12 protein-coding genes are annotated in these 13,143 nt (G+C 64.6%); 3 read left to right on the plus strand and 9 right to left on the minus strand.

The features are described 5' to 3' along the window. The 3 genes from IFT55_RS03590 to IFT55_RS03600 all read right to left on the minus strand — a co-directional run bounded on the left by IFT55_RS03590 (position 1) and on the right by IFT55_RS03600 (position 5,328). The gene (locus IFT55_RS03590; RefSeq protein WP_192089138.1) at positions 1–3,018 is read right to left on the minus strand and encodes a TonB-dependent receptor plug domain-containing protein; all 3,018 of its coding nucleotides are present in this window, start codon (positions 3,016–3,018) and stop codon (positions 1–3) included. Positions 3,019–3,241: 223 nt separating this feature from the next. Further along, the gene (ahcY, locus tag IFT55_RS03595) at positions 3,242–4,651 is read right to left on the minus strand and encodes an adenosylhomocysteinase (RefSeq protein ID WP_192089139.1); all 1,410 of its coding nucleotides are present in this window, start codon (positions 4,649–4,651) and stop codon (positions 3,242–3,244) included. A 116-nt stretch (positions 4,652–4,767) separates the two neighbouring features. Next, complete coding sequence (locus tag IFT55_RS03600; RefSeq protein WP_192089140.1) at positions 4,768–5,328, minus strand: YqgE/AlgH family protein; 561 nt, start codon at positions 5,326–5,328, stop codon at positions 4,768–4,770. A gap of 115 nt (positions 5,329–5,443) precedes the next feature. Here IFT55_RS03600 and IFT55_RS03605 point away from each other — a divergent pair, with 115 nt between their 5' ends. The 3 genes from IFT55_RS03605 to IFT55_RS03615 all read left to right on the plus strand — a co-directional run bounded on the left by IFT55_RS03605 (position 5,444) and on the right by IFT55_RS03615 (position 7,839). Further along, the gene (locus tag IFT55_RS03605) at positions 5,444–5,926 is read left to right on the plus strand and encodes a peroxiredoxin (RefSeq protein WP_192089141.1); all 483 of its coding nucleotides are present in this window, start codon (positions 5,444–5,446) and stop codon (positions 5,924–5,926) included. 90 nt (positions 5,927–6,016) lie between these two features. Next, positions 6,017–6,319 (plus strand): hypothetical protein, encoded by a 303-nt coding sequence (locus IFT55_RS03610; protein WP_192089143.1) that lies wholly within the window; start codon positions 6,017–6,019, stop codon positions 6,317–6,319. Positions 6,320–6,387: 68 nt separating this feature from the next. Continuing rightward, positions 6,388–7,839: an AMP nucleosidase gene (locus IFT55_RS03615; RefSeq protein WP_192089144.1), complete on the plus strand. Its 1,452-nt coding sequence runs from the start codon at positions 6,388–6,390 to the stop codon at positions 7,837–7,839. A 9-nt stretch (positions 7,840–7,848) separates the two neighbouring features. Here the strand turns inward: IFT55_RS03615 and IFT55_RS03620 are convergent, their stop codons facing one another. The 6 genes from IFT55_RS03620 to IFT55_RS03645 form a co-directional block, all read right to left on the minus strand. Continuing rightward, complete coding sequence (locus IFT55_RS03620) at positions 7,849–9,282, minus strand: porin (protein ID WP_192089709.1); 1,434 nt, start codon at positions 9,280–9,282, stop codon at positions 7,849–7,851. A gap of 95 nt (positions 9,283–9,377) precedes the next feature. Beyond that, entirely contained in the window at positions 9,378–10,790 is a 1,413-nt protein-coding gene (gene lpdA, locus IFT55_RS03625) for a dihydrolipoyl dehydrogenase (RefSeq protein ID WP_192089147.1), read from the minus strand. Further along, on the minus strand, positions 10,783–11,055 hold the full coding sequence (locus tag IFT55_RS03630) for a hypothetical protein (protein WP_192089149.1): 273 nt from the start codon (positions 11,053–11,055) through the stop codon (positions 10,783–10,785). The genes lpdA and IFT55_RS03630 overlap by 8 nt, the downstream gene beginning before the upstream one ends. A 146-nt stretch (positions 11,056–11,201) precedes the next feature. Continuing rightward, positions 11,202–11,594: an acyl-CoA thioesterase gene (locus IFT55_RS03635; RefSeq protein WP_192089151.1), complete on the minus strand. Its 393-nt coding sequence runs from the start codon at positions 11,592–11,594 to the stop codon at positions 11,202–11,204. After that, positions 11,584–11,802, minus strand: a complete 219-nt coding sequence (locus tag IFT55_RS03640; protein ID WP_249403542.1) for a hypothetical protein — start codon at positions 11,800–11,802, stop codon at positions 11,584–11,586. Before IFT55_RS03640 ends, IFT55_RS03635 begins: the two co-directional genes overlap by 11 nt. Beyond that, positions 11,803–13,107, minus strand: a complete 1,305-nt coding sequence (locus IFT55_RS03645) for a pyruvate dehydrogenase complex dihydrolipoamide acetyltransferase (protein ID WP_192089153.1) — start codon at positions 13,105–13,107, stop codon at positions 11,803–11,805. Between the last annotated feature and the right edge of the window lie 36 nt (positions 13,108–13,143).

The raw sequence follows: 13,143 nt of genomic DNA on the forward strand, positions 1-13,143 counted from the left end.
TTACAACAGCTTCACGCGCGCGCCGGCGAACATGTAGCGGCCGATCGACGGCACCGGGAAGGTATCTGTCCCCAGTTCGGGCTTCTGGCCGAACACGTTGTTCACGCCGCCATAGAATTGGAACCGGTCGGTGGCGTCGACGCTGATATAAATGTCGTGCTGCCACAGTTCCTTCAGATACTTGTACTCCGGGGCCACCACGTCGGGATTGCTCTGATCCACCTGGTTGGTGTTGCGAAGCGTGCGATCGAACCACGTCAGGCCGTAGTTGATCGTGATCTTGTCCATCGACCAGCCGAGATCGCCGTTGACGGTATATTTCGGCGCACGCGCCTCTCCCCGGCTGTTGGTGACGTCCGCACCCGGCGTGCCGATGAATTCCAGCTTGTCGAGATAATTGCCCACGACGCGCAGGTTGAACCGACCGAACGAACCAGTGTCGATCGTGTAGTTGGCGTTCAGGTCGAGCCCGGCGGTGCTGAAACGCGCGACGTTCTGCGGCGCGACGACGAAGCCGGTGATGTTGCCCTGTTCCGCCGTTCCGGACGCAACGTTGGTCCGGGTGATGGAGCGGCAGAACACGTTGTCCAGCGTCGCCTGATCAACGCAGAGCTCGGCGACCTGGTTCGCGGCGACGGTGTTGATCGCCCCGCTGAGGTTGATGTCATACCAGTCGGCGCGCAGCGACAGTCCGGGGATGAAACGCGGCTGCACCACCACGCCTGCCGTCCACGTCGTCGCCTCTTCCTCACGCAGCGCAGGGTTGCCACCCGACAGGCCGGAAATGTTCGTCGTGCGCGCGTCGGTATAGGTGGCGGGGTTGGCGATGCCGAGACCGCTGAGCAATGCGGCACAGTTGGCGGCGCGGAACTGCGTGCCGTTCTGCAATTCGCCCGTATCGCAGGGATCGGTAATGAAGGCGAAGGTCTGCGACTGTCCCGCGAACAGCTCCCCGATGTTCGGCGCACGCACCGCCTTCGAATAGGTGCCGTTGAACGTGATGTCGCGCACCGGGGCATAGGTGCCGTCGACCTTCCACGTCGTGGTGTTGCCGATCGTCGAATAGTCGGAGAAGCGGACCGCCGCGCCAAGGCTGAGGCGATGCGCGAACGGCTGGTTGCGGAACAGCGGCACGCTCAGTTCGGCGAACTGCTCGTTCACGTCGAACTCGCCCTCTTCCCGGCCCAGCGCGTTGCCAAAGGTCAGCCCCTGCGCCGCGATCGGATCGGGGACGAAGCGGCTTTCCTCCTTGCGATACTCGGCACCGACGGCAAAGCCGATGGGTCCGCCGGGAAGCTCGAACAACTGCCCGAAATCGCCCGACAGGACACCGGACACGACCTGCTGACGCAGACGCGACCGGTCGGTGGTGTTGGCGCGGACGAAATCGAGCGCGGCCTGGCTGGGCGCCCCGTCGCCGAACAGGTTGATCGGCGAGCATTCACCGGGACGGAAGCTGGTCGGATCGAACGACGCGCGGCTGGCATAGGGCTGGTTGGGCGACCAATTCGGGTCGAGGTTGACGCGGCACGTCACCTGTCCGGTCGCCGGATCACGCACCGCGTCGATCGCGGCGAACAGGCGGTCGTTATAGGTGTCGTTGACGTAGTTGTTGGTGATGTTCGATTCGCCAAAGGTGTACGACACCTCGTAATTGGCGTGCGGGTTGATATCGCCGCGCAGCCCGCCGACCGCACGATAGGTTTCGCGCGTGACCGTCTCCCCGCGCTGGCCGATATCGAAATTGTCGCGCGTCACCAGGACGCCGCCATTGCCCAGGTCGGGCAGGCCGGCGGGCAGGTACGGATTGCCGTCCTCGACGAACAGGTAATAGTCGAACGACGGCTGACCCAGCGTGAACGCCTTGTTCCGCGCATATTTGCCTTCGGCAAAGAAGGTCAGGCCGGGCGCGATGTCGAAATGCCCGAGGGCGTTGACGATATGCCGCTGGATATCGGGCAACAGGTCGTTGGCGTAATCGGCGACCCGCGTACCGCTGCCCCCCTGCGAAAAGCCGGGACGCAGCACGGTGCCCAGCGAGAACGGCACCAGCCGTCCGGTGGCATCGACGACATAATCGGGCTGGCCGTCGAAATCGACGTCGATCCCGCCTTCGCGTGCGGTGTCGTTGTAGCGGACGTCGCGCGTCGGCACGTTGTCGGGGATGCCGTTGTCGGCACCGCCGGTGTATCCAGCCTGAAATTCCGGATCGTTCGGATTGCGATAGAAGCCGGTCAGGTTGGCCCCGCGCAGGCGGCTGCGGTCGCGCGCCTCCAGCCGGCTTTCGTCACCATATTCATACGCGATGGCGACGTTGCCACGGCCATCGGCGAAGTTCTTTCCTGCCGTTACCGCGATCAGGCGCTTGCCCGCATCGCCATATTCCGACGTGCCGGCCTGCGCCCGCGCCGTCAGCCCTTCGAAATCCTTCTTCAGCACGAAATTGACGACGCCGGTCACCGCATCCGCGCCATAGATGGCCGAGACGCCACCGGTCAGCACGTCGACCCGCTCGACCAGATCGGTCGGGATCGTGTTGATGTCGATCGCCTGGCTGCCCGGCACCGACGCAACATGCCGCCGTCCGTCGACCAGCACCAGCGTCCGCTCGGTCCCGAGGTTGCGCAGGTCGAGCAGGTTGAGTCCCGTATAGCCGATCCCCGCGCCGCTGCCCGAATTGTCGGCGGAGGTCGACGATCCCTGCAACGCCGGAAAACCGGTCAGGAAATCGGTCAGGTTGGTCGAACCCGACTGCTGAATCGTCGCGGCGCTCAGCGTGATGACCGGACTGGGCGAATCGAAATCGGGGCGGCGGATGCGCGTGCCGGTGACGACGATCTCTTCGCCGTTGCTCGCGTCTTCCGCCGTCTGGGCATCGGGGTCGGCGGGGATCGGCAGGTTGTCCGTGCTGCCCGGCGCGGCGGTCTGCGCCATCGCCGATCCGGCGGCGACCAGCGCCGCTATCGCAATGGCACTACGCGCGACGCCGGCACGAAGACGCGATTGAAACAAAGCCATGAGATACCCCTTTTACGCATACATACGACTGTATGTGCTGGGATACCTTCACGCCGCCCGGCGCAAGCCCGGGACCGTCCCGGCAAAGTATATTGCGGCTAAGGTGTTGCAGGGCGGCAACAAAACGGGCGGACCATCGCGATCGATGGCCCGCCCGTTTCACGATTACGATCGTCCCGCCGCCCTTCCGGCATCGCCGGCTCAGGCCACGGTCCGCCCGCGATCAATAGCGATAATGATCCGGCTTGAACGGTCCTTCGACCGGCACGCCGATGTAACCGGCCTGCTTCGGGGTCAGCTTCGACAGCTTCACGCCCAGCTTTTCGAGGTGCAGCGCCGCGACCTTTTCGTCGAGATGCTTCGGCAGGACATAGACCTGGTTCTGGTAGTTCTCGCCCTTGGTCCACAGTTCGATCTGGGCCAGCACCTGGTTGGTGAACGACGACGACATGACGAACGACGGATGGCCGGTCGCGCAGCCGAGGTTCACCAGACGGCCCTTGGCCAGCACGATGATCTGCTTGCCGTCGGGGAACTTGACCAGATCGGTGCCCGGCTTCACTTCGTCCCACTCATAGTTGCTGAGTGCGGCGATCTGGATCTCGCTGTCGAAGTGACCGATGTTGCACACGATGCTCATCGGCTTCATCGCCGCCATATGCTCGGCGGTAATGACGTCGGCATTGCCGGTCGCGGTGCAGAAGATGTCGGCGCGGGTCACCGCTTCCTCCATCGTCACGACCTCGAATCCTTCCATCGCGGCCTGCAGTGCGCAGATCGGATCGACCTCGGTCACCATCACGCGCGCGCCGCCGTTACGCAGCGACTGGGCGCTGCCCTTGCCGACGTCGCCGAAGCCCGCGACGCAGGCGACCTTGCCCGCCAGCATCACGTCGGTCGCGCGACGGATCGCGTCGACCAGCGATTCCTTACAGCCGTACAGATTGTCGAACTTCGACTTGGTGACGCTGTCGTTCACGTTGATCGCAGGGAACGGCAGTTCGCCCTTCTTGGCGATTTCATACAGGCGATGCACGCCCGTGGTCGTCTCTTCCGAAACGCCCTTCAGGTTCTTGACCGTCTCGGTCAGATAGCCCGGACGCTTGGCGATATATGCCTTGAGCGCACGCTGGAACTCGACCTCTTCCTCGTTTTCCGGCTCGCCCAGCGTCGCGCCGGCTTCGAGCTTGGCGCCCCACAGCGCGAACATCGTGGCGTCGCCGCCATCGTCGAGAATGATGTTGGCGGTTTCATCGCCCCAATTGAAGATATCGCCGACATAGTCCCAGTAATCCGCGAGGCTTTCGCCCTTGATCGCGAACACCGGAATGCCCTTGGCCGCGATCGCTGCGGCAGCGTGGTCCTGCGTCGAGAAGATGTTGCACGTCGCCCAGCGGACGTCGGCGCCCAGCGCGGTCAGCGTCTCGATCAGCACGGCGGTCTGGATCGTCATGTGCAGCGAACCGGTGATCCGCGCGCCCTTCAGCGGCTGCGACGCGCCGAATTCCTCGCGCAGCGCCATCAGGCCCGGCATTTCGGTTTCGGCGATCTCGATTTCCTTGCGGCCGAACGCGGCAAGCGAAATGTCCTTGATGACATAGTCGGTCGGCTGGGTAGCGATGGCGGTAGCCATGAAAACTCCTGAAGCTGGGCCATGGACGCAGCCATGGCGGATGCATGCGCCCTACTAAGCGCAGGCCTAAAACGCAAATGCTATATAAAGCTTTCTTTATATGCCGCTCTCGCCCGTCAGGCGGTTCCGCCTGCCGGTGCCAGCATCCGCGGGTCGATCCCGACGCGTCCGAAGCCTGTACGCCAGCGCGCGTCGGTCGGCACCGCGAACAGCAGTTCGGCATCGCCCGCGACGTTCATCCACCCGTGGCGTGACATTTCCATTTCAAGCTGTCCCTCGCTCCATCCGGCATAGCCCAGCGCGATCAGGAAGCGTTCGGGGCCGGTTCCGGCGGCGATGGCGCGCAGGATATCGATCGATCCCGACAATGCCCATCGGCCGGCGACATCGACCGTATCCTGCCCGCCCCATCCGGCATCGTGCAGCACGAATCCACGCCGCGTCTCCACCGGTCCGCCCAGATGAATCGCGACGTCAGGTGCGCTGCCCGGTTCGATATCGAGCTGCTTGAGCAGCATGTGCAGCGTCAGTCCGTCGATCGTCTCACCGATGCCCACGCCCATCGCACCGGATTCGTCATGGGTGCAGATCGCAATGGCGGCGTGATCGAAACGGGCATCGCCGATGCCGGGCATCGCCAGCAGGATTTGGCCGGAAAGGAATCGGGTTTCATCCATCATCCCTTCGACGCTAATCGCCCCGACGACGTTCCGCCATGCTTGAAAATAGTACGATCACGCCCCACGCTTTGCCGGACATATCGTGCATCATGCACTTTCCCCGGAGATCCTCATGACCCTGCAAGTCGGCGACCGCCTGCCCCCCGCCACCCTCGTCAAGGTGACGCCCGACGGGCCGGATCAGATCGCGACCGAGGATTATTTCGCCGGGCGCAAGATCGCGCTGTTCAGCGTCCCGGGCGCGTTCACCCCGACGTGTTCCGCGCGCCACTTGCCCGGCTTCGTCGATCAGGCCGAAGCGTTCGCGGCGAAGGGCGTGGACGAAGTCGCGTGCACCGCGGTCAACGACGCCTTCGTCCTTGCCGCATGGGCAAAGGCCGGCGACGCGACCGACAAGGTGACGATGCTGGCCGACGGCAATGCCGACTTCGCCAGCGCGATCGGGTTGACCATGGATGGCTCCGCCTACGGCATGGGCACGCGGTCGCAGCGTTACGCCATGCTGGTCAACGACGGCGTAGTTGAGGCGCTGCACGTCGAACAGCCGGGCGAGTTCCGCGTCAGCTCGGCCGAACACCTGTTGTCGACCATCTGATCCCGCCGGTGGCGTCGGGTACGGAACCCGCCCGGTTCATTCGAGTTACGGAATGGTTACGCAACCATATCGAATAGAAAGGGCAGTGCCATGAACGCCACCACCACCCCGGCGACCCCCAATCATCTGCCGAAGGACGAAACCTTCGCGGACAAGGCTACGGCGACCTATGCCACGGCAAAGGAAACCGTGGCCGACGCCGCTGCCAAGTCGAAGGATGCCGTCGCCGGTGCCGCCCGTTCGACGGCGGAAACGGTGAAGGCGCACCCGGCCGCCACCGCCGCGATCGTCGCCGGTGCCGCCGCAGCCATCGCCGGTGCCGCGTTCGGCGCGTCCAAGCTGATCGAAAAGAACAAGGAAGCGCCGAAGGTTCCGGCAACGCCCAAGAACTGACCGGCAGGCCCGGCGTGCGATGCGCGCCGGGCCTTGCTCCCGCGTTCGGAACACCTTAGCCGCAGACGATGACACAGGCTTCCGATATCGTCGCCGAACTCGATCGGCTCTACACCGCCTCCGTCGCCCGACTGCGCGATGCGCTGATCCGCTATCTGTCGGACGCGACCCCGCCGCCCTCCTCCGCCCGCGTCGACGGCTCGTTCGCCTATCCCGAAATCCGGCTGACCTATCGCGGCGGCGTCGACCGCCCCGTGCCGCTGCGCGCCTATGGCCGGCTCAACACGCCGGGCGAATATCGCATCAGCGTCACCAAGCCCGCGATGTTCGCCGCCTATCTGACCGAACAGCTCGACCTGCTGATCGCGAACCACGACGTCACGGTCGAAGCGGTGGCGGGACGACAGGAAATACCGTTCCCCTATGTGCTCGATGCCGGCCATGCGCTGGCACTCGACGAAGTGTCGGCGACCGAACTCGCGCGCTTCTTTCCGGCGACCGAACTGGCGCATATCGGTGACGAGATCGCCGACGGATTGTGGAGCGCCAGCGATCACAGCCGCCCGCTGGCACTGTTCGACGGGCTGCGCACCGATTTCTCGCTTGCGCGGCTGCGGCATTACACCGGCACCCCGCCCGAACATATCCAGCGCTATGTACTGTTCACCAACTATCACCGCTATGTCGACGAATTCGTCCGCTGGGCGGGTGAACAGCTCAAACCCGCCGCCGATGGCACGCCCAGCCGCTATACCGCGCTGTCGGGGGCGGGCGGCGTACTCGTGTCGGCGGACGACGATGCGGAGCGGATGGTCAGCGACAGCGCGTGGCGGCGGCACCAGATGCCCGCCTATCACCTCGTCGCGCCCGACGGCACCGGCATCACGTTGGTCAACATCGGCGTCGGCCCGTCGAACGCCAAGACGATCTGCGACCATCTGGCGGTGATGCGGCCGGAGGCATGGCTGATGATCGGCCATTGCGGCGGTCTGCGCCCCAGCCAGCGCATCGGCGACTATGTCCTCGCCCACGCTTATTTGCGCGACGACCATGTGCTGGACGACGTGCTGCCGCCCGAGATTCCGGTCCCCGCCATCGCGGAGGTTCAGGTCGCGATGGCGCGTGCGGCGGAAATCGTGTCGGGCCAGTCGAGCGACGAGCTGAAGCGGCGGCTGCGTACCGGCACGATCGTCACTACCGACGATCGCAACTGGGAATTGCGGTTCAGCAAATCGGCGCTGCGCTTCTCGCTCAGCCGCGCGGTCGGCATCGATATGGAATCGGCGACGATCGCTGCGCAGGGATATCGCTTCCGCGTTCCCTACGGCACGTTGCTGTGCGTGTCGGACAAGCCGCTGCACGGCGAATTGAAGCTGCCCGGACAGGCCAACCGTTTCTACGAACGCGCCATCAACGAACATATGCGCATCGGCATCGAAGCGTGCGAACAATTGCGGCAGGAAGGCGCACGGCTGCACAGCCGCAAGTTGCGGGCGTTCAACGAACCGCCGTTCCGGTGATGCTCGGGTTCAGTAGTTCAGCTGCAACTGCGTGCGGAACACATCACCCTCCGCCCGGCCTGACCGCCGCTCGTCCGCTTCCGTCCGGTGCATCCGCGCATAGGCGATCGTCAGCTCCAGCGGCTCGACCGGCTGGAATTCGATGCCAATTTCGAACTCGTCGGTTTCCAGCCGGGGCGCATTGACCGCCGCCTTCCACCCACCGCGATAATGTTGCCAGCGGGCATAGGGCATGAACGGACCGAGCGGCGACCGCACGATCCGACCCATGGCCTGAAAATAGCCGCCGTTGAGCGGCTTGGTGGTGATGCCGCGCAGGTCGCGATCATATTCCGGCCCCCGTCCCCAGTTCCATTCGGCCTGGAACCCGATCGGCTGCGGATACAGCATCGCGTGGACGCCGATCCGGTCGTCGGCGAACAACGTCGGACTGACCCCGCCGGTGCGGATTTCCGGCTGGATGCGGTTGCGCACTGCCGCCCCGCCAATCTCCAGCACCTGCCCCGCCATCCCGTTCCCCAGCGCGTCCAGTTCGAACGGCCATGTCGCCATCGCCACGGTCATGACGTTGTCGTTGGTTTCGCCCCGCGCGAAACCCTGTCCGTTGAAGACGCCGACGCCGAACGCCCCGTAATTGCCGAACAGCTTCTGGCCATCCTTGGCCAGCCGCGCCCACACTGCGTCGACCCGATCGGGGGTGTAATAGGCGACCACGCCGATATCGCGTTCACTCGGCACCGCGCTGTTGATTCCGTCGCTGCGGTCCAGCGTCAGGCGGTTCGACGACGACTGCATGTTCTCCCATCCGAACGGCACCTTCGACTGACCGAAGCGCAGGCGGAAGCGTTTGTCGGGATCGAGGAACGCATCGACATAGGCGTCGCGCAGTTGCAGAAACCCCTCCCGCCGTTCGCCGACCGACTGGCCCGACACGGCGGTCGCAAAATCGGGTTGCAGGTAGAACGAGATGCGGTCGCCGACGTCACCCTGTAACACCAGCCGGATACGGCGAAAGGTGAAGCCGGTATCGTCGCCGATCCCGCTATCATGCACCGATCGCAGCCGCGATATTCCATCGGGCGCGGCGCGATCCCCCGCGATGATCTCGTTCAGCCGCAACTGGGTATAGCCGCGCACCTTGATCCGATCGTACCAGCGTTCGGCGCGGGCCGGCGCAGCGGCGACCTGTACCGGCGCGGCGGGTGTCCCATCCACCGCCGGGGCGGACGGCGGCGCGACCGGCGTGATAGCGACCTGTGCCGGCACGGCGGGGGGCGTCCGAACCGAAACCGGCGCGGTCGCCGTCGTAGCGGGCGACGACGCGGCGGGTACAGCCCCCGTCTGCGCCGCCTTCATTTCGGCGATCGTCGCCTTCAGATCATCGATCTGGCGCTGCAACTCCTGCACCGTCTGCCCCATGGCGGGGGCGGGCAGCAGCAGCATCGCGCCGATACCCGCGAACAAGACGGTGGGATTGGTCAAGAGACACCCTGTCGTAACGCCGGGCGGCACCGATCGAACGGCGCCGCCCGCGCGGATCACATGTGCAGCGTCCGGCCGTACGCGCCCAGTACCGATTCGTGCATCGATTCGGAAATGGTCGGATGCGCGAACACCGTTTCGGTCAGTTCCTTCTCGGTCGTCTCGAGCTGACGCGCGATGACATAGCCCTGGATCATCTCGGTCACTTCCGCGCCGACCATGTGCGCGCCGAGCAATTCGCCGGTCTTCGCGTCGAACACCGTCTTCACGAAGCCCTCCGCCTCGCCCAGCGCGATCGCCTTGCCGTTGCCGATGAACGGGAATTTCCCGACCTTGACCTCATGCCCGGCTTCCTTCGCCTTGGCTTCGGTATAGCCGACGCTGGCGACCTGCGGACGGGCATAGGTGCAACCGGGAATGTTGTTCTTGTCCATCGCATGCGGATGGACGTCCTTGTTGCCCAGCGCCTGTGCGATCGATTCGGCGGCGATCACGCCTTCATGGCTCGCCTTGTGCGCCAGCCACGGTGCGCCGGTCACGTCGCCGATCGCCCAGATGCCGTCCACCCCGGTCCGGCCATAGCCGTCGGTCTTGATGTGGCCGCGATCGGTTTCGATGCCCAGCGCCTCGATCCCGATATTTTCGGTATTCGGCACGATGCCGATCGCGACGATCGCATGGCTGAACTCGACGGTCTCGACCTTGCCGTCCGGCCCCTTGATCGCGGCCTTCACGCCCGATCCGGCGACTTCCAGCTTTTCGAGGCCGGACTTGGTGCGGATCGTCATGCCCTGCTTCGTCAACGCCTTGAGCATGAAGTCGCTGACCTCGACATCCTCGACCGGCATGATCCGGTCGAGCATCTCGACGATCGTCACTTCGGCGCCCATGTCGCGATAGAAGCTGGCGAATTCGACCCCGATCGCACCCGAACCGATGACCAGCAGCTTGGTCGGCATTTCGGGCGGCACCATCGCATGGCGATAGGTCCAAATCTTGGCACCATCGGCCTTGGCGAACGGCAGGTCGCGGGCACGCGCGCCGGTCGCGATGATGATGTGCTTGGCTTCCAGTTCGACCGTCTTGTCGCCCTGCTTGACCGACAGCTTGCCCTTCGCGGTGATCGTGCCGATGCCTTCATGCACCGCGACCTTGTTCTTCTTCATCAGACCCTTGACGCCAGCATTCAGCTGGCCTGCCACCTTGCGGCTGCGATCGACCACCTTCGACAGGTCGAATGCGGGCTTTTCGTTCGACAGGCCGTACTGCGCGGCATGGGTCATGTAGTGATAGACTTCGGCCGAACGAAGCAGCGCCTTGGTCGGAATACAGCCCCAGTTGAGGCAGATGCCTCCCAGCCGCTCGCGCTCGACGATCGCGACCTTCAGGCCAAGCTGGCTCGCGCGGATCGCCGCGACATAGCCGCCGGGGCCGGAGCCGAGCACGATGAGGTCGTAGGTATCAGCCATGCGTTGAAACTTTCTTCTTGCGAACCAGACGATGCCACAGACCGGCGCTGACGCCACCGGCAACCGCGGCAGGGATAACGAACGAACCCGTCACGACAAACAGGTGACCAAAAATCATGGTCTCCGCAGCGTATCCGGCCATTGCGGCAACCAATATGGATAGCGTCAGGTAAACCGGCAACGACGTGCCGGACAACACGAAGTGATGCAGTGGCATTGCGACGAACAGGCCGGCCAGTACTACGACCGGTGCGGCCAACAACATGGTCGCCCCGATCCCCAGTAGCATACTGCCAAGGTCGTAAGTCCATGAACCGGAAATGGTCAGGAGGGTAAGGCCGGCAACGAACGATGCCGCCAGCGCGCAGATCGCGAATGCTCCCGCCTGAACGGAAAACGATCCGTACCTCCTCACCCCCCGATGACCCGCGGCTTGCGCTGCTCATCGATCGCCACGAACACGAACTTCGCCTGCGTCACCCGGCACGTCGCCTCGCCGAAGCGGTCGCGGCGCCATGCCTCGACCTCGATCGTCATCGACGTGCGACCGACCTTCACGATTTCGGTATAGACCGACACTTCGTCACCGACCGCGACCGGCGCGTGGAACTGCATCGCATCGACCGCGATCGTGACCGCCCGCCCCTTCGCATGACGCGCAGCGACGAGGCCGGCGGCCATGTCCATCTGGCTCATGATCCACCCGCCGAAGATATCGCCATACGGATTGGTGTCCGCCGGCATCGCCGTGACGCGCAGCGCGGGCTGGCCGGGTGGCGGGGAAATTGCGTCCTCAACGATCATCCACCGCCCCTTTTGCACGTTCATCGGCCATCGCGCGCTGGATCTGACGCCCCCCCAGCACCGCGACGACCACCATCGAAACCCACGTCACCAGCCAGATGTCGCGCCGCCCCAGCGGATAGGACCATGCCGACAGCGTTCCGATCGTCCATGCCGCCAGCAGTCCCGCGACGACATAGACGATTTCGGTCAGCAGCCGCGCACGCATTTACGCGACGAGGCCGAGCGGCGACTCCACCAGCGCCTTGAACAGTTTCAGCATCTGCGCGCCATCCGCGCCGTCGATCGCGCGGTGATCAAAGCTGCCGGTCGCGGTCATCACCGTAGCGACGCCCAACGCGTCATCGACGATGTAGGGCCGCTTCTCACCGGCACCAACGGCAAGGATCATGCCCTGCGGCGGATTGATGACGGCTTCGAACTGCTTGATGCCGAACATGCCCATGTTGGACAGCGACGCCGTACCGCCCTGATATTGTTCGGGCTTCAGCTTGTTCTCCTTGGCCAGTCCGGCCAGTTCCTTCATCTCGGTGCTGATCTTCGCGACGCCCTTGTTCGCCGCATCGCGCACGATCGGGGTGATCAGGCCGGTCGGCGTCGACACCGCGACCGACACGTCGGCACGCGAATACTGGACCATATCGTTGCCGAGGAAGGTGACGTTGCACTTCGGCGTACCTTCCAGCGCGACGCCCAGCGCCTTGATGAGCAGGTCGTTGACCGACACCTTGATGCCGCGCGCATCCAGCGACTTGTTCAGGTCGGCACGCAGCTTGAGCAGCGAGTCCAGCCGGACGTCGACCGTCAGGTAGATGTGCGGCACCTGCTGCTTCGATTCGGTCAGGCGACGCGCGATCGTCTTGCGGATGTTCGACAGCTTTTCGACCGTGTGCGGAATCGAATCGTCGAACCACGGTGCGGCGGCCTTCGGCGCTTCGGCGGCGGGCGCCGGTGCGGCGGCGACCGGCGCGGGCGCGGCTTCGGCCTTGGGCGCAGGCTTCTCGCCCGGCTTGGCGCTTTCGACGTCTGCCTTGACGATGCGCCCGTTGGGGCCGCTGCCCGACAACGCGGACAGGTCCAGTCCCTTGTCGGCGGCGATACGGCGCGCCAGCGGGCTTGCCTTCACGCGATCGCCCGAAGCGGGGGCCGGTGCAGCATTGGCGGCGGCAGGTGCCGGCGAAGCGGCGGGCGCAGGTGCTGCCGCTTCGGCCTTGGGCGCTTCGGCGGCGGGCTTTTCGGCCGGTGCGGCACCGATCGCCGATGCATCCTCGCCCTCTTCGAGCAGGATCGCGATGACCGCGCCGACCTTCACATTGTCGGAACCCTCGGCGACCAGCACCTTGCCGATCATTCCTTCGTCCACGGCTTCGAATTCCATCGTCGCCTTGTCGGTTTCGATCTCTGCCATGATGTCACCGGACTTGACGGTATCGCCTTCCTTGACCAGCCATTTGGCCAGCGTCCCCTCTTCCATGGTGGGGGACAGGGCGGGCATTTTGATCTCGATCGGCATGGGGCAAATTGGTCCTCTCAGGCTCCTCGCCTCTTC

Source organism: Sphingomonas sp. CFBP 13720 (assembly GCF_014842075.1).
GTDB lineage: Bacteria > Pseudomonadota > Alphaproteobacteria > Sphingomonadales > Sphingomonadaceae > Sphingomonas.

Bases quoted from the DNA above. Each gene is read 5' to 3' on its own strand.
- IFT55_RS03590 (WP_192089138.1), bottom strand. From the start codon at position 3,018: ATGGCTTTGTTTCAATCGCGTCTTCGTGCCGGCGTCGCGCGTAGTGCC.
- ahcY (WP_192089139.1), bottom strand. From the start codon at position 4,651: ATGGCTACCGCCATCGCTACCCAGCCGACCGACTATGTCATCAAGGAC.
- IFT55_RS03600 (WP_192089140.1), bottom strand. From the start codon at position 5,328: ATGGATGAAACCCGATTCCTTTCCGGCCAAATCCTGCTGGCGATGCCC.
- IFT55_RS03605 (WP_192089141.1), top strand. From the start codon at position 5,444: ATGACCCTGCAAGTCGGCGACCGCCTGCCCCCCGCCACCCTCGTCAAG.
- IFT55_RS03610 (WP_192089143.1), top strand. From the start codon at position 6,017: ATGAACGCCACCACCACCCCGGCGACCCCCAATCATCTGCCGAAGGAC.
- IFT55_RS03615 (WP_192089144.1), top strand. From the start codon at position 6,388: ATGACACAGGCTTCCGATATCGTCGCCGAACTCGATCGGCTCTACACC.
- IFT55_RS03620 (WP_192089709.1), bottom strand. From the start codon at position 9,282: ATGCTGCTGCTGCCCGCCCCCGCCATGGGGCAGACGGTGCAGGAGTTG.
- lpdA (WP_192089147.1), bottom strand. From the start codon at position 10,790: ATGGCTGATACCTACGACCTCATCGTGCTCGGCTCCGGCCCCGGCGGC.
- IFT55_RS03630 (WP_192089149.1), bottom strand. From the start codon at position 11,055: ATGTTGTTGGCCGCACCGGTCGTAGTACTGGCCGGCCTGTTCGTCGCA.
- IFT55_RS03635 (WP_192089151.1), bottom strand. From the start codon at position 11,594: ATGATCGTTGAGGACGCAATTTCCCCGCCACCCGGCCAGCCCGCGCTG.
- IFT55_RS03640 (WP_249403542.1), bottom strand. From the start codon at position 11,802: ATGCGTGCGCGGCTGCTGACCGAAATCGTCTATGTCGTCGCGGGACTG.
- IFT55_RS03645 (WP_192089153.1), bottom strand. From the start codon at position 13,107: ATGCCGATCGAGATCAAAATGCCCGCCCTGTCCCCCACCATGGAAGAG.